Origin of the sequence: Amycolatopsis sp. NPDC050768, assembly GCF_040654155.1 — a bacterium.
Taxonomy (GTDB): Bacteria; Actinomycetota; Actinomycetes; order Mycobacteriales; family Pseudonocardiaceae; genus Amycolatopsis.
The window spans coordinates 15451-34924 of the sequence record NZ_JBFAHL010000014.1 but is presented as its reverse complement, the minus strand read 5'-3'; the positions used below and the strand labels follow the sequence as shown (position 1 = coordinate 34924).

General features: G+C 69.8%; 18 protein-coding genes. 11 read left to right on the top strand and 7 right to left on the bottom strand.

The window, feature by feature from the left end; genetic code table 11:
* Positions 1-2 precede the first annotated feature (2 nt).
* Positions 3-830: an N-acetyl-1-D-myo-inositol-2-amino-2-deoxy-alpha-D-glucopyranoside deacetylase gene (gene mshB, locus AB0H62_RS34075; RefSeq protein ID WP_220244056.1), complete on the bottom strand. Its 828-nt coding sequence runs from the start codon at positions 828-830 to the stop codon at positions 3-5.
* Between the two features lie 544 nt (positions 831-1374).
* On the opposite strand from mshB, the gene AB0H62_RS34070 reads away from it, so the two are divergent.
* The 6 genes from AB0H62_RS34070 to AB0H62_RS34045 all read left to right on the top strand — a co-directional run bounded on the left by AB0H62_RS34070 (position 1375) and on the right by AB0H62_RS34045 (position 7888).
* On the top strand, positions 1375-3123 hold the full coding sequence (locus tag AB0H62_RS34070; RefSeq protein WP_220244057.1) for an ABC transporter family substrate-binding protein: 1749 nt from the start codon (positions 1375-1377) through the stop codon (positions 3121-3123).
* 195 nt (positions 3124-3318) lie between these two features.
* Positions 3319-4299, top strand: coding sequence for an ABC transporter permease (locus AB0H62_RS34065; RefSeq protein ID WP_360590667.1), 981 nt, complete (start codon positions 3319-3321; stop codon positions 4297-4299).
* Positions 4292-5245 (top strand): ABC transporter permease, encoded by a 954-nt coding sequence (locus AB0H62_RS34060; RefSeq protein WP_360590665.1) that lies wholly within the window; start codon positions 4292-4294, stop codon positions 5243-5245. Before AB0H62_RS34065 ends, AB0H62_RS34060 begins: the two co-directional genes overlap by 8 nt.
* Complete coding sequence (locus tag AB0H62_RS34055) at positions 5242-6327, top strand: ABC transporter ATP-binding protein (protein WP_220244060.1); 1086 nt, start codon at positions 5242-5244, stop codon at positions 6325-6327. The genes AB0H62_RS34060 and AB0H62_RS34055 overlap by 4 nt, the downstream gene beginning before the upstream one ends.
* Positions 6327-7358, top strand: a complete 1032-nt coding sequence (locus tag AB0H62_RS34050) for an oligopeptide/dipeptide ABC transporter ATP-binding protein (protein WP_360590663.1) — start codon at positions 6327-6329, stop codon at positions 7356-7358. The genes AB0H62_RS34055 and AB0H62_RS34050 overlap by 1 nt, the downstream gene beginning before the upstream one ends.
* A gap of 77 nt (positions 7359-7435) precedes the next feature.
* Complete coding sequence (locus tag AB0H62_RS34045; protein WP_360590661.1) at positions 7436-7888, top strand: tetratricopeptide repeat protein; 453 nt, start codon at positions 7436-7438, stop codon at positions 7886-7888.
* Positions 7889-7908: 20 nt separating this feature from the next.
* Here AB0H62_RS34045 and AB0H62_RS34040 read toward each other — a convergent pair whose 3' ends face one another.
* Both AB0H62_RS34040 and typA read right to left on the bottom strand, forming a co-directional pair.
* Positions 7909-9633, bottom strand: a complete 1725-nt coding sequence (locus tag AB0H62_RS34040; RefSeq protein WP_220247105.1) for an ABC transporter family substrate-binding protein — start codon at positions 9631-9633, stop codon at positions 7909-7911.
* 260 nt (positions 9634-9893) lie between these two features.
* Entirely contained in the window at positions 9894-11822 is a 1929-nt protein-coding gene (gene typA, locus AB0H62_RS34035) for a translational GTPase TypA (RefSeq protein ID WP_220244062.1), read from the bottom strand.
* Between the two features lie 231 nt (positions 11823-12053).
* Between typA and AB0H62_RS34030 the strand changes: the two genes are divergently transcribed.
* Positions 12054-12221, top strand: a complete 168-nt coding sequence (locus AB0H62_RS34030) for a hypothetical protein (RefSeq protein WP_220247896.1) — start codon at positions 12054-12056, stop codon at positions 12219-12221.
* Between the two features lie 127 nt (positions 12222-12348).
* Here the strand turns inward: AB0H62_RS34030 and AB0H62_RS34025 are convergent, their stop codons facing one another.
* Complete coding sequence (locus AB0H62_RS34025) at positions 12349-12648, bottom strand: YciI family protein (RefSeq protein WP_220244063.1); 300 nt, start codon at positions 12646-12648, stop codon at positions 12349-12351.
* 207 nt (positions 12649-12855) lie between these two features.
* Here AB0H62_RS34025 and trpS point away from each other — a divergent pair, with 207 nt between their 5' ends.
* Positions 12856-13821 (top strand): tryptophan--tRNA ligase, encoded by a 966-nt coding sequence (gene trpS / locus AB0H62_RS34020; RefSeq protein WP_360590658.1) that lies wholly within the window; start codon positions 12856-12858, stop codon positions 13819-13821.
* A 61-nt stretch (positions 13822-13882) separates the two neighbouring features.
* Here trpS and AB0H62_RS34015 read toward each other — a convergent pair whose 3' ends face one another.
* From AB0H62_RS34015 to AB0H62_RS34005, 3 genes are read right to left on the bottom strand one after another with little or no spacing between them, the layout of a single operon-like run.
* Positions 13883-14275, bottom strand: a complete 393-nt coding sequence (locus AB0H62_RS34015; protein ID WP_220244065.1) for a (deoxy)nucleoside triphosphate pyrophosphohydrolase — start codon at positions 14273-14275, stop codon at positions 13883-13885.
* A 23-nt stretch (positions 14276-14298) separates the two neighbouring features.
* Positions 14299-15630 carry an ATP-binding protein gene (locus AB0H62_RS34010; RefSeq protein ID WP_220244066.1) on the bottom strand — a complete coding sequence of 444 codons (1332 nt, stop codon included), beginning with the start codon at positions 15628-15630 and terminating at the stop codon, positions 14299-14301.
* Positions 15627-16337 (bottom strand): response regulator transcription factor, encoded by a 711-nt coding sequence (locus AB0H62_RS34005; protein ID WP_220244067.1) that lies wholly within the window; start codon positions 16335-16337, stop codon positions 15627-15629. The genes AB0H62_RS34010 and AB0H62_RS34005 overlap by 4 nt, the downstream gene beginning before the upstream one ends.
* A gap of 145 nt (positions 16338-16482) precedes the next feature.
* On the opposite strand from AB0H62_RS34005, the gene AB0H62_RS34000 reads away from it, so the two are divergent.
* Genes AB0H62_RS34000 through AB0H62_RS33990 form a run of 3 tightly spaced genes read left to right on the top strand, consistent with a single transcriptional unit; the run spans position 16483 to position 19462 of the window.
* The gene (locus AB0H62_RS34000; protein WP_360590654.1) at positions 16483-17577 is read left to right on the top strand and encodes a sigma-E factor regulatory protein RseB domain-containing protein; all 1095 of its coding nucleotides are present in this window, start codon (positions 16483-16485) and stop codon (positions 17575-17577) included.
* A complete protein-coding gene (locus tag AB0H62_RS33995; RefSeq protein WP_220244069.1) occupies positions 17574-18587 on the top strand; it encodes an ABC transporter ATP-binding protein in 1014 nt (337 codons plus the stop codon). Before AB0H62_RS34000 ends, AB0H62_RS33995 begins: the two co-directional genes overlap by 4 nt.
* Complete coding sequence (locus AB0H62_RS33990) at positions 18584-19462, top strand: ABC transporter permease subunit (protein ID WP_360590652.1); 879 nt, start codon at positions 18584-18586, stop codon at positions 19460-19462. Before AB0H62_RS33995 ends, AB0H62_RS33990 begins: the two co-directional genes overlap by 4 nt.
* The last annotated feature ends 12 nt before the right edge of the window (positions 19463-19474 follow it).

Sequence of the window (19474 nt, the reverse complement as noted above, 5' to 3'; positions counted from 1 at the left end):
CGTCACAGCCCTCCGAACAGGTCGGTGTCCGCGCCGGCCGCGTCGCCGTGGGCGAGCACGAAGTGCTCGGCGGGCGGGATCGGCTGTGCGATGTCGTTGGTGAGGGCGAAGTGCACGATCTCTCCGTCGACGACCGTCAGCTGCGTCTCGTGGGCGCGCAGGGCCGCGATCTTCGCCGGGAGGTGGGCCGAGGTGTCGAGCACGGTCGTGACCTTCTCATCCGCGGTGCCGGGGAGCTCGTCGTCTTCGGGTACCCGGAAGGGTGAGCCGCCATTCGCGCGCAGCCGCGCGAGCCCCGCGTCGACCGCGGCCCGGGAGTGCACCACGTGGAAGACGCGCTCGACCGAGGCCGCGCGCGGTGCCGCCGCCATGGTGACGTCGTGGGCGCGGATGTGGTCGGGGTGGCCATAGCCGCCGAAGGAGTCGTAGGTGACCACGACCTGGGGTGCCACCTCGTCGAGCAGCTCGGCCAGCTGGGCGGCCTGCTCGTCGAGGCTGCCGCCGGCGAACGCGCGCGGGTGCTCGGCCGCCGGCGTGCCCGCCATGCCCGAGTCGCGCCAGCGGCCCATCCCGCCGAGGTACTCGTGGCGCGTCACGCCGAGGGCGGCGCAGGCGGCCGCGAGCTCGCCCGAGCGGTAGCCGCCGAGCTGGTCCGCGGCGTCCGAGGCCAGCAGCGCCAACCGCGGCGGCACGATCTCGCCTTCCTCGCCGAGAGTGCACGTGACCACCGAGACCTCGGCGCCCTCGGCGGCGTACCGGGCGATGGCGCCGCCGGTCGTGATGGTCTCGTCGTCGGGGTGCGCGTGGACGAGCAGGAGCTTTCGGATCACGGCACCAGGTTAATGAACTCCGGCCGCGGGGCCGGGGACCCGCCGTTCCCGATCCCGGAACGTTCCGCGGCAGGGGTTCCGCCCACCCCGCGGGACCGCCCCGGAAAGGGTGGGACACGCCCTCCGGCCCGCACTCCGGTAAACGGTCGCCACCGTTCACGAGATCAGGTTAATTCCTTGTCACTTCCGGTTTGTCACGGCTGTGTGACTAGTCCATTCGCGGGGTCCTCAAAGAGGATGGCGTCGGTTATTGTCCCCCGAGCCGAATGACCCACCGAGCCGTGGCCGTCCCCGGACGAGGACCGCGATGATCGAAGATTAGCTACCGTGAGTAGTCGATCAACCGCAGAACCCGTGGTGGAGATAGGCAAGACGAGATTGCTGTTCCATCACAATCTCACTCAGAGTGTCCGGATCGATAGTTTTGACGGCTGTCCACTGCCTAGGTTGCACGACTACGGTGAGCTAACTCGATTACATCGAAGCTCGCGGTCAGGAAGAGGTCGCCTCGCAAACCCGCGACGGCGTCGAGCAAGGAGAATGAATGTTAGTGACGACAAGGTCGCGCGCCGCGAAGCTCGGTGCCTTCGTCGCGGGTGCGGCCCTTCTGCTCTCCGCGTGTGGCGGTGGCGGCGGCGGCAACAGCGCGGTGCAGACCGGGCAGGCATTCGCCGACTGCGACAAGAACCCGAACAGCTGCAACTCGGTCCAGGCTGACCAGCTGCAGCAGGGCGGCGACGTCACGTACGCCATCGAGAAGAACATCCCGAACTGGAACGTGACCTCGGCCGAGGGCAACGTTTTCGAAACGGGCATGGTCACCAAGGGCATCCTGCCCTACACCTTCTACGCGACGCCGGACCTCAAGCCGGTCCTGAACAAGGACTTCGTGGAGTCCGCGGACGTCACCAGCACCAACCCGCAGGTGGTCGTCTACAAGCTCAACCCGAAGGCGTCCTGGGACGACGGCACGCCGCTGTCGGCCGACGACTTCATCTACAACTGGAAGGTCCAGAACGGCAAGGACTGCCCCGACTGCGCCCCGGCCTCGACCTCCGGTTACGACCAGGTCTCCTCGGTCGTCGGCTCGGACAACGGCAAGACGGTGACCGCCACCTTCTCCAAGCCGTTCACCGACTGGCGCCAGCTGTGGAGCTCTTCGGGCGCGATGTACCCGGCGCACCTGGCCGCCCAGCACGGTGACACCGCCACCCCGGCCGGCCTCGCCTCGTCGTACAAGTGGTTCGGCGACACCGTCCCGACCTGGTCCGGCGGCCCGTTCAAGATCTCGAAGTTCGTGAACAACCAGTCGGTGACCGAGGTTCCGAACGACAAGTACTGGGGCACCAAGCCGCTGCTGTCGAGCGTGATCTTCCGCGTCATCACCGACGCCACGCAGGAGCCGACCGCTCTGCAGAACAACGAGGTCCAGGTCATCTACCCGCAGCCGCAGGTCGACCTCGTGAACCAGGTCAAGAACATGCCGAACATCTCCTCCTACATCGGCCTCGGCCTGACCTGGGAGCACTTCGACTTCAACCTGAAGTCGCCGGGTCTCGACAACAAGGCGCTGCGTCAGGCGATGTTCACGGCGATCAACCGCAAGGACATGATCGCGAAGACGGTCGGCCAGTTCACCAACAAGGTCGAGCCGCTGAACAACCACAACTTCATGCCGCAGCAGTCGGGCTTCAAGGACGTCGTCTCGTCGACCGGCCAGGGCACCGGTGACATCGACAAGGCGAAGAAGCTGCTCACGGACGCCGGTTACAAGCTCAACGGCACGCAGCTGCAGGACCCGTCGGGCAAGAACGTCGGCCCGTACCGCATCCGCTACACCGTCGGCAACCAGATCCGCCAGGACGAGTGCGAGCTGTTCGCCGCGGCTGCCAAGCAGCTGGGCATCACCGTGAACGTCTCGCCGACCGACGACCTCGGTGACACCACCACCAAGGGCGACTACGACATCATCGTGTTCGCCTGGGTGTCCTCGCCGTTCCCGTTCGCGGGCGCCGTCCAGAACTGGGTCACCGGTCAGGGCAGCAACTACGGCAAGTACTCCAACCCGCAGGTCGACAGCCTGATCGCCGAGGCCAACGCCGAGACCGACCAGGCCAAGGCCACGGACCTGCTGAACCAGGCCGACCAGATCATGTCCGACGACGCGTACGTGCTTCCGCTGTACCAGAAGCCGACCTTCATCGCGTCGTCCGACAAGATCGGGAACATCCGCAACAACTCGACGCTCGACGCCCCGGTCTACAACATGGCGGAGTGGGGCCTCCGCAAGTGATCACCACCCGGTAGATTCGCGGGTAGATTCGCGCAGGACAACCGGTGAGGGGCCGGCACACAGCCGGCCCCTCACCGCATGTCCGAACCGTCAAGTCCGCTTCATCCCGAACTCCAGATTTGCCTCTCTCGTCGCCTCGGCCCTGCCACCACAAGCGGCGGGCCACGGCAGAACCACCAGAGCAGGAAGACCTCCATGCTTGCCTTCGCACTGCGCCGGCTCTTCGTCTCGGTGCCGATCCTCATCTTGTCGACGTTCCTCGTCTTCGTGATGGTGTCGCTCTCGGCCAACCCGTTGAGCTATCTGATCCAGAGAAACCCGCCCCCGCCCCCTCAGACGATCGAGCTCGAGCGGATCCGCCTGCACCTCGACCAGCCGATCTTCGAGCGGTACTGGCACTGGATCACCGGGGTCTTCAGCGGTGACTTCGGCCCGTCGGTGCAGTCGAACCTGAACATCGGCCACGAGGTCTTCGTCCGCTTCGGCGTGACCCTGCGCCTGATCGCGCTGGCCATGATCGTGGCCCTGATCCTCGCCGTGGTCATCGGCGTGATCAGCGCGGCCCGCCAGTACTCGAAGTTCGACTACACCGCGACCTTCTTCGGCTTCCTGTTCCTGTCGATGCCCTCGTTCTGGTTCGCCATCGTGCTGAAGCAGATCGGCATCGGGATCAACACCTCCGTGGGCGACCAGATCTTCTACACGATCGGCTCCTCGTCGGTGATCACACCCGACGGGTTCGGGGCACAGCTCGGCGACGTCGCCGGCCACCTGATCCTGCCGACCATCTCGCTCGCGCTGACGAGCTACGCGGCCTGGAGCCGCTTCCAGCGCGCGTCGATGCTCGAGGTCCTCAACTCCGACTACGTGCGCCTCGCCCGTGCGAAGGGTCTGCCCCGCTGGACGGTGACCCGCCGGCACGCGCTGCGCAACGCGCTCATCCCGCTGACGACAGTGACCGCGCTGGACGTCGGCGCGATCCTCGGCGGTGCCGTGGTGACCGAGACCGTGTTCCAATGGCAGGGCGCAGGCACGTTCCTGCTGAACGCCATCCGGCAGAGCGACGTCTACGCCGTGGAGGCGTGGCTGCTCATCGCCGCCACGTTCATCATCCTGCTCAACCTCATCGCCGACCTGCTCTACGGCCTGCTCGACCCGAGGATCCGCTATGCGTGACGAATCGACGACCGAAGAACTACCGACCGGCGCGGACTCCCGCCTCGACGTCGCGACAAAGCCCGACACGGTTCCCGAACGCGAGTTCACGGTCAAGGAGCGCAGCCAGGCTCAGGTTGTCTTCAAGCGCTTCCTGCAGCACCGGCTGGCGATGATCAGCCTCGTCGTGTTCATCCTGATCGTCCTGTTCGCCTACATCGGCCCGCTCGTGTGGAAGTTCACCCCTGGTTACATCTCCGAGGACAACTCCGCGCCGCCGTCGGGCACGCACCCGTTCGGCACCGACGCCGTCGGCCACGACACGCTGGCCCAGGTGATGCGCGGGACGCAGATCTCGCTGCAGATCTCCGTGCTCATCGCGATCTTCGCGACGATCGTCGGCACCATCTGGGGCTCGATCGCCGGGTACTACCGCGGCTGGATCGACACGGTCCTGATGCGCATCGCCGACCTGATCCTCACCCTGCCGCTGCTCGCAGTCGCCGCGGTGCTCGCCCACCAGGTCGGTGGCACGTGGTGGCTGATCGCGGTGGTCATCGCCGGCCTGTACTGGGCCTACGTCTCCCGTGTCGCCCGCGGTGTCGTGCTGTCGCTTCGCGAGAAGGAGTTCGTCGAAGCGTCGAAGGCGCTCGGCGCGAGTGACGCGCGGATCATCTTCCGGCACCTGGTGCCCAACGCCCTCGGCGCGATCATCGTGAACCTGACGATCCTGGTGTCGATCGGCATCCTGCTCGAGACCGCGCTGTCGTTCATCGGCTTCGGCGTGCAGCCGCCCGACACGTCACTCGGCCTGCTCGTCAGCAACGCGCAGACGGCTGTCGACACCCGCCCGTGGCTGTTCTACTTCCCGGGCGTGTTCATCATCCTGATCGCGCTGACGATCAACTTCATCGGGGACGGCCTGCGCGACGCGTTCGACCCCCAGCAGACGAAGGTGCGCGCATGACCGAGTACGACACCCGTGGCGGCGACCCCGTCCTCGTGGTGGAGGACCTGACCGTCCAGTTCCCGACCGACGACGGCGTGGTCAACGCCGTGCGCGGCGTGAGCTACCACCTGCAGCGCGGCGAGGTGCTCGGGATCGTCGGCGAGTCCGGCTCCGGCAAGTCCGTGACGTCGATGGCCGTGATGGGTCTCCTGCCGCGCACCGCCAGGATCTCCGGCTCCATCCGCTTCGGCGGCGTCGAGCTGCTGAAGGCCAGCGAGAAAGAGCTCAACAAGGTCCGCGGCAAGGGCATCGCGATGGTCTTCCAGGACCCGATGACCTCGCTGAACCCCGTGTACACCGTGGGCGACCAGATCGCCGAGGCGATCACCGCGCACCACAACGTGCGCAAGGACGTGGCCAAGAAGCAGGCGATCGACCTGCTCGACCTGGTCCGCATCCCGAACCCGAAGCAGCGCGCGGACGAGTACCCGCACCAGCTGTCCGGTGGTATGCGCCAGCGCGTGGTCATCGCGATCGCCATGGCCAACAACCCGGACGTCATCATCGCCGACGAGCCCACCACGGCGCTCGACGTGACCGTGCAGGCCCAGATCCTCGAAGCGCTGCAAGCGGCGCAGAAGGAGACGGGTGCGGCGATGGTGCTGATCACGCACGACCTCGGCGTGATCGCCGGCCAGGCCGACCGCGTGCACGTGATGTACGCCGGCAAGGTGGTCGAGTCCGGCACCGTCGACGAGATCTTCTACACACCGCGGATGCCGTACACGCTGGGCCTGCTGGGCAGCCTGCCCCGCCTCGACGTGAAGACCGAACGGCTCACGCCGATCACCGGCTCGCCGCCGGCCACGCAGAACATGCCGCCGGGCTGCCCGTTCAGCCCGCGGTGCCCGATCTCGCAGGACATCTGCGATAAAGAGGAACCGCCCCTGGTGGCGGGCCCCGGCTCGCAGTTCGCGGCCTGCCACTTCACCGAGCAGGTCATCGGCCGTGACCCGGCCGAGCTGTTCAGCCCCACCTCGGCCGACACGGCAGCCGTCCCGGTCACCGTCGACGCCGCGATCGACACGGAGACGATCTGATGAGCGAGACCACGGCGCCCCGGACGCCCGTCCTCTCCGCGCAGAACCTGGTCAAGCACTTCCCGATCCGCGGCGGCGGAGTCATCCGCCGCACGACGGGAGCGGTTCAGGCCGTGTCGGGCGTGTCGTTCGACATCTACCCGCACGAGACGCTCGCGCTCGTCGGCGAGTCGGGCTGCGGCAAGTCGACCACTGCCCGCATCGCGCTGGCCTTGCAGCCGCTGACCGACGGCAAGGTCACCTACGAAGGCCGCGACCTGGCGAAGATGTCGAAGCGCGAGCTGCAGCGCCTGCGCCGCGACATGCAGATCGTGTTCCAGGACCCGTACGCGTCGGTGGACCCGCGGCTGCCGGTGAACGAGATCATCGCCGAACCGCTGCGCATCCACGGCCTCTACGACAACGGCGGCCGCCAGCAGGTCCGCGACCTGATGAAGACCGTCGGTCTGCGCCCGGAGCACGGCAACCGGTTCCCGCACGAGTTCTCCGGCGGCCAGCGCCAGCGCATCGGCATCGCCCGCGCGCTCGCGCTCAAGCCGAAGGTGCTGGTGCTCGACGAACCGGTGTCGGCGCTTGACGTGTCGATCCAGGCCGGTGTGCTCAACCTGTTGAAGGACCTGCAGGCAGAGTTCGGGCTGTCGTACCTGTTCGTGTCCCACGACCTGTCCGTCGTGCGTCACGTGTCCGACCGCATCGCGGTGATGTATCTCGGCAAGATCGTGGAGACCGCGGCCTCCGAGGACCTCTTCACCAGCCCGACGCACCCGTACACCCAGGCGCTGATCTCGGCGATCCCGGTGCCGGACCCGCGCAAGGAACGCACCCGCCAGCGCATCGTCATCACCGGCGACGTGCCCAGCCCGGCCAATCCGCCCTCGGGCTGCCGTTTCCGCACCCGCTGCCCGAAGTTCGCCAACGAGATCGACGACGCGGGCCGCAAGAAGTGCAGCACCGAGGAGCCGCTGCTGGTCGACCACGGCCAGGGCCACCCGACGGCGTGCCACTTCGCGGAGAGCCTGCAGTTGATCTGAGCCCGTCTTGACGAGAAACGCCCCGGTGCCGCTTGCGCGCGCCGGGGCGTTTTCGTTGTGAGGCAAAGGAGTAACCCGTGATCACGGACCCCACGCTCACCCGGATCGGCGAGGCGGTGCGGCTCGGTCACAGCGGCGACCGGGAAGGCGCGCGCCGGGTGTTCGGCGAGATCTGGGCCGAAATCGGTGGTGTGCAAGGGGATCCGCTGCACCGGTGCACGCTCGCGCACTCGATGGCCGACGTGCAGGACGACGTCCGGCAGGAACTGCTCTGGGACGAGCGCGCGCTGGCGGCCGCCGGGCAGCTGACCGACGCCCGCATGGCGGAGGCCGGACTGACGCTGTCTGCGGCCGGGTTGTCTCCGTCGTTGCACCTCAACTTGGCCGAATGCCACCGCAAGCTCGGCGACCTCGACCGAGCCCGTGAGCACCTGCGCGAAGCGCAAGCGACGATCAGCGCGCTCGGCGACGACGAGTACGGGCAGCTGATCCGGCAAGGCCTCCAGCAGATCGCGGACCGGCTGCGCTGACCGGCGGCCGACAAGCGTGCTCAGCTCGTGCCGCGCGTCCAGTTCACCGCGGAGCCGAAGGGCCCCAGCATCGGCGGCCCCGGCGTCAGGCCCGAGATGCCCTTGCCGATGGCCAGGGTCTCGGCTTCCTGGAAGAGCGGGATCACCACGTTGGCCGACCAGAGATCGGGTTCCAGCGTCTTCAGCGCGTCCGCCAGCGTCGTCGAGCCGGTGAGGGCCGAGTCGATCGAGGCCTGGCGGCTTTCGTCGCACAGGCCGGCCGAGTTGGCGGGCACGATGGCCTTGGTCGGGTCCGGCGTGGCCTGGTCGGGGGCGCAGCCGAAGGTGGACGCGAGCACCGTGGCCGGGTCTCCGCCGACGGGCTGCCCGACCACGGCGATGTCGACGCCGACGTTGCCGTTGGCGTCGGGGCCGGCCTGCTGCTGGCCGTTGAGCACGGGCATGGCGAGCAGCGTCGAGAACAGGTCACGCGGCTCGGGGTTGATGGTGTTGACCTGCACGCCGCCCGCGATGAGCTCGTCCGAGAGCTCCTTCGCGATCGACGCGTAGGGCTCCTCTTCGCCCGGCGACGCGATGACCAGCGACAACGTCTTGGTGCCCTTGCGCCACACGCCGGCTTCCTTGGTGTAGCCGGCGGCCTTGAAGTAGCCCTCGGCCTTCGCCAAGTCCGGTGTGGCGGGCGGGCCGGCCGGGATCGTGGGCGCGTAGCCGGCGCCGGTGGGCGGGATGACCTGCGCGTCGGCCTTCAGCGCGGCGGCGGGGCCGCCCATGGCCCCCGCCGTGATGAGCTTGCCGCGGTCGAGCAGGGCCGCGACGCCCTGGCGTACCTGCTTGTCCGACAGCACCGCGCTCACGGGCCGCAGCAGGACGGTGGCCTCCATGGGCCGCGGCAGCGTCGTGAGCTTCACGGCGGAGCCGAGGTCGTTGAGCAGCTGCAGGCCGTTGGCGTCGGTGCGGGTGAGGGAGAACTGGTCGTTGCCGCTGCGCAGCGCGGTCGCGATGCCCGACGGGTCGGAGCGGCGCAGGATCAGCGTGTCGACGGCCGCGGGCTTGTCCCAATAGCGGTCGTTGCGCTGCAGCGTCACCTCGCCGCGGGCGGTGTCGATGGTCTTGATCGCGAACGGTCCCGCCACGGCCGGGAAGCTCGTCGCCAGCGCGGCCTGCCAGCCGCCCGGTGAGTCCTTGAGCAGGTGCTGCGGGAGCAGGTTGTCGAACAGCGTCTGCCAGGCCGGGTACGGCTTGCTGAAGGTGACCTCGACGCCCTTGCCACCGTCGCGCGACTCGATGTCGCTGATGAGCCGATAGCCGGCGGGCTCGATCACGCCGGGCTGCGACTTCATGGCGTCGGCGAGGTAGGTGAAGTCCTCGGTGGCGATCGGCGCGCCGTCGGACCAGGAGGCCTCGGGGCGGATCTCGTACTTCACCGTGAACGGCATCTGCGACACGACCTCGGCCGAGGTCATCAGCGTCTTGTCGAGCGTGCGCTTGCCGTCGTCGGACTGGCGGAACACCGAGGGCAGCAGCAGCTGCGACAGCGCCGAGGTGACCGTGGACGAGTCCGCGAGCGTGTGGGGGTTGTAGCCGCCCACCACGTCGTCGACGCCCACCACGATCTGCGACGCCGTGGGCTGCGCCGGGGTGCTCGACGTCGGCGCCGAGGTCACCACCGGAGGCGGTGGCGTGTTCGAGCACGCGGCGAGGAGCGCCCCCGCGAGCGCCAGCACCGGCGCCGCCTTGCGTCCCATCCGCACGCGTACCCTCCCGATTTCCCGCGGTCCGAGCCGACATGCTGCCACGCCGGAGGCTGCTCGGCACCGAGATTCCCACATCCGGCCGGACCGGCCGACACCGGAGTGGATACCGCCAACCGGTGGACGTGCGGGAACCCCGCCTGGTTCCCGTTCGTGATCAGCGGCGCGGCATCGTGACCGGCGCGCGACCCGCCCGTGAACGCCGAAGGGCGCCCCGCCCCGGCGAGGGGAGAGGCGCCCTTCGAGAAAAACCGTCAGCCGTTTTCGCGGCTCTTGGCGCGCGAACGCTCCTTGGCGCGGGTGCCGATGTCCAGCGTGACCTTGCGGACGCGGACGACCTCCGGCGCGACCTCGACGCACTCGTCGACCGAGCAGAACTCCAGGGCCTCTTCCAGGCCCATCTTGCGCGGGCGGGCCAGCGTCTCCATCACGTCGGCGGAGGACTGACGCATGTTGGTCAGCTTCTTCTCCTTGGTGATGTTGATGTCGAGGTCTTCGAAGCGCGGGTTCTCGCCCACAACCATGCCCTCGTATACCTCGGCGCCCGGCTCGACGAAGAAGGTGCCGCGGTCGGCCAGCTGGATCATCGCGTACGCGGTGACGGGGCCGGTGCGGTCGGCGACCAACGAGCCGCTGTGGCGGGTGCGGATCTCACCCGCCCACGGGAAGTAACCCTCGAACACGTGGTTCGCGATGCCGGTGCCGCGGGTCTCGGTGAGGAAGTCGGTGCGGAAGCCGATGAGGCCACGTGCCGGCAGCACGTACTCGAGCTTCAGGCGGCCGGAACCGTGCCCGCCCATGTGCTCCATGCGGCCCTTGCGCGAGGCCAGGAGCTGCGTGATCGCGCCGAGGTGCTCTTCCGGCGAGTCGATCGACAGGCGCTCGAACGGCTCGTGCAGCTTGCCGTCGATGACGCGGGTGACCACCTGCGGCTTGCCGACGGTGAGCTCGAAGCCCTCGCGCCGCATCTGCTCGACGAGGATGGCCAGCGCCAGCTCGCCACGACCCTGGACCTCCCAGGTGTCGGGGCGCTCGGTCGGCAGCACGCGGATCGAGACGTTACCGATCAGCTCCTGGTCAAGACGCGCCTTGACCAGGCGCGCGGTGACCTTGTCGCCGCCGTTGCGCCCCGCCAGCGGCGAGGTGTTCACGCCGATGGTCATCGAGATCGCGGGCTCGTCGACGGTGATCCGGGGCAGCGCCACCGGGGTCTCGGCGTCGGCCAGCGTGTCGCCGATCGTGATGTCGGGGATACCCGCGATGGCCACGAGCTCGCCGGCGCTGGCCTCGAGGGCGGGCACGCGGGTGAGCGCCTCGGTGACGAGCAGCTCGGAGATACGCACGTTCTGCACCGAGCCGTCCTCACGCATCCAGGCCACGGTCTGGCCCTTGCGCAGCTTGCCGGCGTGGATGCGGATCAGCGCGATGCGGCCGAGGAAGTTGGACGCGTCGAGGTTGGTGACCAGCGCCTGCAGCGGCGCGTCGAGGTCGGCCGCGGGCGGCGGAACGTGCTGGAGCAGCGTGTCGAACAGCGGGTCGAGGTTCTCGCTGTCGGGGACCTCACCGTCGGCGGGCTGCTCGAGGCCGGCCTTGCCGGCGCGCGCGGAGGCGTAGACGACGGGCAGGTCGAGGATCGCGTCGTGGTCGGCGTCCTCGATGTCGCTCGCGAGCTCGAGCAGCAGGTCGTGGGTCTCCTCGACGACCTCGGAGATGCGGGCGTCCGGCCGGTCGGTCTTGTTCACGACCAGGATCACCGGCAGGCCGGCCTCGAGGGTCTTGCGGAGCACGAAGCGGGTCTGCGGCAGCGGGCCCTCACTCGCGTCGACGAGCAGCACCACGCCGTCGACCATCGCCAGGCCGCGCTCGACCTCGCCGCCGAAGTCGGCGTGGCCCGGGGTGTCGATCACGTTGATCGTGACCTGGCCGTCGGGCGTTTGGCGGTGGATGGAGGTGTTCTTCGCGAGGATGGTGATGCCCTTTTCGCGTTCGAGCTCACCGGAGTCCATGACGCGGTCGACGAGCTCGGCGCGTTCGGCGAAGGCGCCGGACTGCCTGAGCATGGCGTCGACCAGGGTCGTCTTGCCGTGGTCGACGTGTGCGACGATGGCGACGTTGCGCAGGTCGGGCCGGGTCTTGCCGGACGCGCGGCCGGTTTCGACTGCGGTGGCGCTGGCTGCGGGCACGCGAAGACTCCTGAACTACGAAGGCGGGTGGGTGGCCGCGTCGCGGGCGGAGCGGTGACCTCTGCCAAAAACGGCTTCGCCACCTCAACCGGCATCGTGACCGGCTTTGGCCACACGCGGACTTCATAAGGATACCTGTTGCCGAAGTGTGAGGACCGCCACGCCCCATGATCGGTTAGGCTCACCTAACCTGAACCTCAGGAAGTGCCGCCGAGGACGTGGGAGCCCACCGTGGGCAAAAAGGACAAGAAGCAGCCGGACACCCCTGCTGGGGTCGTCCGCAAGCTGATGAAGGCCGGCAAGGTGAAGAAGAAGTGCTGCCGGTCGTCCTCGAGGTGCAAGAAGTGTCCGGTGCTCGCGTTGAAGAAGGCGAAAACGGACCTCGCGAAAGCGGCTTGAGCGCCACTTTCGCAGCGGCAAGTGTTCCGAGAGGCTTCACCCGCCGTTCGCGGCCCGGCTTCTCCCCGCGACGGCCCGTTCGCCCCGGTTCAGAGTGACCGAAATCTCCTGCCGCCGAACACCCTGATCAGTGCGCCACGGCCTCGTTGACCAGGCGCAACTCGGGTGCCGTCTTCGTCGGTGAGAACTCGATCACCTCGTAGTGCGCGAGGTGCTGCGTCGCGAAGGGGTCCGTGGCCAGGATGGCGTCGAGCTTCCCGCGAGCCATCGGGCGCGTGATGATGACGCCGCCCGTGCGCGGGTTTTGGCGGCCGGAGGCCAGGAAATGACCGTGGTCGTACTGCTTGCCGAGCCACTCGGCGTGGTCCGGCAGCGCCAGGTCGATCTCCTCGATGGGCGCGGTGTAGGTGAGCAAGACGACGAACATGTCTCGACGGTAAACCCGGTTCCGCGCCACGGCACCCGCAAGTGTTCTAAGGTGTTCACCATGTTCGCGCACAGCACCCAGTGGTGGCCGCCCTCCGGCGGCCCCGTTGCTCTGCGCTGAACTCCAGCGAAGGCCGCCCCGGTGGGCGGCCTTCTCGCTTGTCAGGCGGGTCTCCTCCCGGGGCACACACCCAGGAGAGGAACCCCAGTGGTCCAGTTATCCGGCATCACCCCGTCCGGCCACGTGCACCTCGGCAACCACCTAGGCGCGTTGCGCCGCTTCGCGTCCGACAGCGAGCCGGACGACCTGTTCTTCGTCTCCGATCTGCACGCGATGACCACCGCGCACAACCCCGCGAAGCTGCGCGCCCTGGCGACGGAGCAGCTGGCCGTGATGGTGGCGACAGGCGTGGACCCCGAGCGTGTGTTCGTGCAGTCCGACATCGCGAAGGAGCTGGGCGCGCTGACGTGGATCCTCGAGTGCACCTGCTCCTACGGCGAGGCCGCGCGGATGATCCAGTTCAAGGAGAAGGCGAAAGGCCAGGCCGGCGTCCGGCTGAGCCTGCTCACCTACCCCGTGCTGATGGCCGCGGACATCCTGCTGCAAGGCGCGTCCGACGTGCCGGTCGGCGAGGACCAGAGCCAGCACGTGGAGCTCGCCCGCGCGCTGGCCAAGCGGTTCAACTCGACCTACGGCGAGGTGTTCACCGTGCCGCGGGCCGTGCTGCCGCCCACAGGTGCGCGCGTGAAGGACCTGGCCGAGCCGACGCGCAAGATGTCCAAGTCCGCGCACGACGCCGCGGGCGTGGTCTTCGTGCTCGACGAGCCGGACCAGGTGCGCCGCAAGATCCGTCGCGCACGCACCGACGGCGGGTCCGTGCCGGCGTACGCGCCGGAAAGCCGGCCGGGCATCGCGAACCTGCTGGACATCCTCGCCGCCTGCACCGGCCGCGATCCGAACCGGCTGGCCGACGAGTACCCGTCCTACGGTGTGCTCAAGGACGCCGTCGCCGACGCCGTGATCGAAGAGCTGCGCCCGGTTCGTGAACGCACGATGGCCCTGCTCGCCGACACGGCGGAGCTCGAACGCGTCCGCAAGGCGGGCGCCATCCGCGCCGCCGAACGCGGCGACCACCGGCTGTCCTCGGCGCTTCGCCTCATCGGCGCCGACTGAAGAGCTCGGGCGGGTTTTCCTTGACTCCCAAGGGAAACCCGCCCCCGGCCGTGGGTGAAAGTCAGCCGATCAGCAGCGCGCGCAACGCCGGGATCAGCCCGCGATCCGCCGGCAGCCAGTCGACGTCGTCGAGCTCGTCCGGCCCGACCCAGCGCAAGGCCGTGTGCTCGACCGCCCGCGGTTCGTCGCCCGGGGAGATCAGCGCGGCGGAGTACACGCGCAGCACCTTCCCGCCCGGCAACGGCACCTCGTCGCCGACGCGCCCGCCCACCGTGACGGCGACGTCGAGCTCCTCCTGGCACTCGCGAGCCAGCGCGTACGAGTCGGTCTCACCTTCTTCGACGCGCCCGCCCGGCAACTCCCACTGTCCCGCGTGGTGCGGCGGCCACGCCCGCTGCTGGGTGAGCAACTTCCCGTCACGCACCAGCGCCGCCCCGACGATGACCCCGTCCATCGGCCCAGTGTCCCGCACGGCGTTCACCCGGTTGCCGCGGCCCGATCCGCACGCCACCTGACCTCGAAGCGCGCACCGCCGTCCGGCGACTCCCCCACGCGCACGCGCCCGCCCCGCCGGCGCACGGCCTCGGCGACCATCGCCAGGCCCAGGCCGGTTCCGCCGGACGAGCGGGCGCGGTCGTCGGCCACGCGGTAGAAGCGGTCGAACACCTTGGCGCGGTGCTCGGGCGCGATGCCGGGCCCGTCGTCGTCCACCACCACGCGCACGTCCGACCGCGAGGCGAGCACGGACACCACGATCTGGCCGGTGGCGTAGCGGCAGGCGTTGCGCAGGAGGTTGTCGAGCACCAGCTCCACCTCCGAGTGCGTCGCGAGCGCCCACGCCTGCGCGACGGCGGCGCTCACCCGCGCCTCGGGCGCGCCGGCCGGCAGCCGGTGCACGGCCGCCCGCACCTCCGTGACCAGCTCCACCGGCTCGGCGGGCGGCACCTCGCCGGCGTCGGAACGGGCCAGCGACAGCAGGCCGTCGAGCAGGGCCGACAGGCGTTCGGCCTCGGCGAGGATGTCCGTGAGCGTCTCCTGTGCCAGCTCCGGATCCGGGTTCGTCACGGCCACCTCGGCCTGCACGCGGATCGACGCGACGGGCGAACGCAGCTCGTGCGCCGCGTCGCCGGTGAAGCGGCGAAGCCGGCTACTCACTTCTTCTTGTCGGGCGAGCAACGCGTTGAACTCCTCGGCGAGCGCGCGCAGCTCGTCGTGCGAAGTCGGCAGCGGCAGCCGCGAACCCGGCGGTAACGAACGCACCAGGCCACGCATCCGGGCCACCGGCCGCAGCGCGAAGCGCACCAGCAGCCAGGTCGCGAGCCCCGCCACCACGGCGCCGACCAGCGCGACGATCACCAGCCACAACCCACCGGAGTGCACGGCCGCGGCGAACCCGACGAGGCCCGCGCCCGCGACGACCAGCCGCTGGCTGCCGTCCGGCCCGCTCACGACCTGGCCTCGCCAGCGGTCGCCGTCCGTCTGCACGGGCACGCCCGCCTTGAGCTGCCCGATCGCGTCGCCGCTCAACGGTGGCCGCGGCTGACCGTCGACCGGCGCGCCCGAGATGTCCAGCACCCGCACCGAAACCGGGTCCGCGCCCGCCGGCGGCCGGCCCGCCGCGACCGAGGCCGACGCGGGTCCGAGCGCGGCCGTGAGCTCGTGGTCCACGGAGTCGACGAGCAGCGGTTCGAGCCGGCTGGCGGCGAGCGTGGCGAGTCCGAGCAGGCAGGCCAGCGTGATCGTGGTGGCCAGCACCGTGATCCGGACCTGCAGCGAACGGCCCCGCCACCAGGACGGTGTGCCGATCACATGACCTCGTCCAGCTGCGCGTCGGACGCGAGGTAGCCGTGGCCGCGCACGGTCCGCAGCAGCGCGCCGGCGCCGACCGCGTCGAGCTTGCGCCGCACGTAACCGACGTAGACCTCGACGAGGTTGCGCGTCACGGCTTGCTCCTCGCCCCAGACCGCGCGCAGCAGCTCGTCCTTCGTGACGACCGTGCCGGCGCGGCTCACGAGCACCTCCAGCAGCCCGAACTCCCGCGGCGACAGCGGCACTTCGGTGCCGTCCCAGCGCACCTGCCGCAACGCGCGGTCCACCTCAAGCGAGCCGAGCCGCAGCGTGCCGCGCGAAGCGTCGGGCCCGGCGCGCCGCAGCACCGCGCGCACCTGCGCGACCAGCACGACGAACGAGAACGGCTTCACGAGGTAACCGTCGGCACCGAGGTCGAGCCCGTCGGCCTGGTCGATCTCGCCGTCCTTGGCGGACACGAGCAGTACCGGCGTCGTCACGTTCTCCGCGCGCAGCTGCTGCAGCACGCGGTAGCCCGACAGGCCGGGCAGCATGATGTCGAGCAGCACGACGTCGAACGCGCCGGTGCGCGCCAGCCGCAGCCCGGACGGCCCGTCGGCCGCCGTGACCACGTCCATGTCCTCCGCTCGCAGGCCGCGTTGCAGCGCCTTGAGCACGCCCGGCTCGTCGTCGACCACCAGCACCCGAGGTTTCACGAACTTCATCATGGCCGGTTTGCGCAGGTCGTGCGCGAGCTCTCAGCGCGATCTCAGCCGCGGAGGCCGAGCATTCAGGGGTATCTCAGCCTCGAGAGGGAAGCGTCGGTTCCGGGAGCCGAGCACACTGGGGCTCGGAAACACAGGGAGAGACGACATGGATCCGAAGAAGAAGGCCATCACCGCGGCCGTCGTCGGCACCGCTCTGGGGGTCGGGGGGCTCGTGGTGGTCGCGATGCCGGCTTCGGCCGGAGACGCGCCGAAGCTGCCGGCGATCAGCGCCGAGGACCTGGTGCAGTCGGTGATGACGGCCAACCCCGGTCCGTTCGACGGCACCGTCAGCGTGAGCAACGACCTCGGCCTGCCGGCCGTGGGCGGCGCGATCCCGGGGATGAGCGCGCTGAACGTCGACTCCGCGCACGTGTTCAGCGACGGCACCGGCAAGGCCAAGATCTCGCTGACCAACGGCGCTTCGCAGGAGACGATCGTCCGCGACGGCACCACCGTGTGGGACTACCACTCCAGCAACAACTCGGCCACGAAGACGACCATCCCGGCCGACGTCGCCACCCAGCACGACATGGGCGCGGGCGAGCTGGCCGACCCGGCCACGGCGACCAAGGAACTGCTGGCCAAGGTGCGTGAGAACAGCACCGTCTCCGTGGACGGCACGGCGAACGTCGCCGACCGGCCGGCCTACGAGCTGGTCTTCACCCCGAAGCCGACCGAACGCACGCTGCTGCGCGAAATCCGCGTGGCCGTGGACTCGCAGACGCGCATGCCGCTGCGGCTTTCCGTGCTGAGCAACGGAACCACGGCGCCGGCGCTGCAGGTGGCGTTCACCGACGTGAAGTTCGCGCCGCAGTCGGCCGACCTGTTCACCTTCACGCCGCCGCAGGGCGCCAAGGTCACGGAGAAGACCGCGAAGGTCGACGACCAGACCAAGGCGCTGGCCGACGAGGCCAAGCAGGACACCAAGCTCGTCGGTGACGGCTGGGACACCGTGATCACGGGCAAGGTGCCGGCCGATGCGCTGTCCGGCAAGAAGCCGGCCGGCGCCTCCGGGGCCGAGGGCCGAAACGCCGACCCGCAGCAGCTGCTCAGCCGCTTCGCCAAGCGCGTGAACGGCACCTGGGGCAGCGGCTACCTGTTCACCACCAAGGTCGGCGGCGCGGTGCTGACCGACGACGGGCGGTTCGCCGCCGGTGCGGTGCCGGAGCAGGTGCTGTACGAGGCGCTGGGCCAGAAGTGACCGACACGACCAGTGCGCTGGTAGCCGGGGCGGGCATCTCCCAGGAGGTGTCCGCCCCGGCGGTCCCGCTCGCCGCGCGCACGCGCGGGCTGCGCAAGGTCTACCGCGGCACGGTCGCGGTGGACCACGTCGACCTCGACGTGCCCGAAGGGGCCGTGCTCGGGATGCTCGGGCCCAACGGCTCGGGCAAGACGACCACGATCCGCATGCTGCTGGGCCTCGTGCGGCCCACCGAGGGCGAGGTCGAGCTGCTCGGCCGGCCGATGCCCGACGGCGCGCCGCACGCGCTGCCCGACGTCGGCGCGCTCGTGGAGGGCCCGGGCTTCCACCCGTTCCTCTCCGGGCGCGACAACCTGCTGCGCTTCGCGGCCGCCGAGCCGCGGCTGGCGTCGGGGGCGATCCCCGCGGCCGTGGACGGGGCGCTGGAACGCGTGGGCCTCACGGTCGCCGCGCGCCGCCGCTACAAGGGCTATTCGCTCGGCATGAAGCAACGGCTGGGGCTCGCCGCGGCGCTGCTCGTGCCGCGCCGGATGGTGATCCTCGACGAGCCGACCAACGGCCTCGACCCCGCCGGCACGCGCGAGATCCGCCGCATCATCAGCGAGCTGCACGCCGACGGCTGCACCGTGCTCGTGTCTTCGCACCTGCTCGCCGAGGTGGAGGCGACGTGCACCCACGTCGCCGTGCTGCAGTCGGGCACGGTCGTGGCTCAGGGCGAGCTGGCGGAGCTGCTGGAGTCGGGCAACGCGGCGCTGCTCGTGCGCACGCCCGACGCGGAACACGCGGTGGAAGTGTTGCGGGAGAACCGGATCGGGGCGCGGCTCACGCCCGACGGCGTCCGCGCGGACCTCACCGCCACGCCCGCGCCGCGGGTGCTGCAGGTGCTCGTGGGCGCCGGCGTCGAGGTGCACGAGGCGACTCGCGCGCGAACCGGGCTGGAGGACCTGTTCGCGCGGCTCACCGAAGGCTCTGACGGGTCGGTCGGCTCCGAATCCGAGGGGGAAGCATGACCACCGCGACACTCACGGCGCCCGTGAGCCGCACGGGCCACGACACGGTGCCGCTGCCGCGCCTCGTCGCGGCCGAGCTGCGCTGGATCTTCCGGCGCCCGCGCACGCTGGCCGTGCTCGGGCTGCTGGCCGTGGTGCCGATCGTGATCGGCATCGGCCTCACGCTCGTCGGCGACAGCGGGCCCGACGGCGGCCCGGCCGACGGCGACGCGGCACTGCTCGCGTCGGCCGTGAACAACGCGTTGGTGCTGCCCATCGCCGCGCTGACGATGACGCTGGCCCTGCTGCTGCCGCTGGCCTCGGCCATGGCCGGCGCCGACGCGCTCGCCGGCGAAGCCGCCCACGGCACGTTGCGCGCATGGCTCGTCGCGCCCGTCAGCCGCGGCCGGCTGCTGGTGGTGAAGGCCATCGGCGTGGCGGTCGTGTGCGTGGTCGCGGTGCTGGCCATGTGCGTCACGGGCGTGGTGACGGGGCTGATCATCAACGGCACCGGATCGCTGTTCACGCTGTCGGGCACGACGTTGTCGCTCGGGGCGGCGCTGGGCCGGATCCTGCTCGTGGCGGGCTGGATCGTGCTGCAGCTGTGGGCCGTCGGCGCGGTCGCGCTGGCCGTGTCGAGCTGGACGGAACACCCGATGCTCGTGGTCGCCTCTGTGCTGGCCGGCGACATCGTGTTCACGATCCTCGGGTTCCTGACTTCGCTCGACTGGCTGCACCCGTTCCTGCTCACGCGCAACTGGCCCGAGGCCCCGGCCGAAGTGCTGACCGACCCGATCTCGGGCTCGATGCTCACCGAAGGTGCGTTGCGGGCGGCTTGTTACATCATCGTGGGGCTGTCGCTGGCTTACGGCCGGCTCGCCACTCGAGACGGCTGAGTTCGAGGGGTT

Excerpts from the sequence above, each read along its gene's own strand:
- AB0H62_RS34070 (WP_220244057.1), top strand. The coding sequence starts at position 1,375 with ATGTTAGTGACGACAAGGTCGCGCGCCGCGAAGCTCGGTGCCTTCGTC.
- AB0H62_RS34065 (WP_360590667.1), top strand. The coding sequence starts at position 3,319 with ATGCTTGCCTTCGCACTGCGCCGGCTCTTCGTCTCGGTGCCGATCCTC.
- AB0H62_RS34060 (WP_360590665.1), top strand. The coding sequence starts at position 4,292 with ATGCGTGACGAATCGACGACCGAAGAACTACCGACCGGCGCGGACTCC.
- AB0H62_RS34055 (WP_220244060.1), top strand. The coding sequence starts at position 5,242 with ATGACCGAGTACGACACCCGTGGCGGCGACCCCGTCCTCGTGGTGGAG.
- AB0H62_RS34050 (WP_360590663.1), top strand. The coding sequence starts at position 6,327 with ATGAGCGAGACCACGGCGCCCCGGACGCCCGTCCTCTCCGCGCAGAAC.
- AB0H62_RS34040 (WP_220247105.1), bottom strand. The coding sequence starts at position 9,633 with ATGGGACGCAAGGCGGCGCCGGTGCTGGCGCTCGCGGGGGCGCTCCTC.
- AB0H62_RS34025 (WP_220244063.1), bottom strand. The coding sequence starts at position 12,648 with ATGTTCGTCGTCTTGCTCACCTACACCGCGCCCATCGAGGAGATCGAC.
- AB0H62_RS34015 (WP_220244065.1), bottom strand. The coding sequence starts at position 14,275 with ATGGACGGGGTCATCGTCGGGGCGGCGCTGGTGCGTGACGGGAAGTTG.
- AB0H62_RS34005 (WP_220244067.1), bottom strand. The coding sequence starts at position 16,337 with ATGATGAAGTTCGTGAAACCTCGGGTGCTGGTGGTCGACGACGAGCCG.
- AB0H62_RS34000 (WP_360590654.1), top strand. The coding sequence starts at position 16,483 with ATGGATCCGAAGAAGAAGGCCATCACCGCGGCCGTCGTCGGCACCGCT.
- AB0H62_RS33990 (WP_360590652.1), top strand. The coding sequence starts at position 18,584 with ATGACCACCGCGACACTCACGGCGCCCGTGAGCCGCACGGGCCACGAC.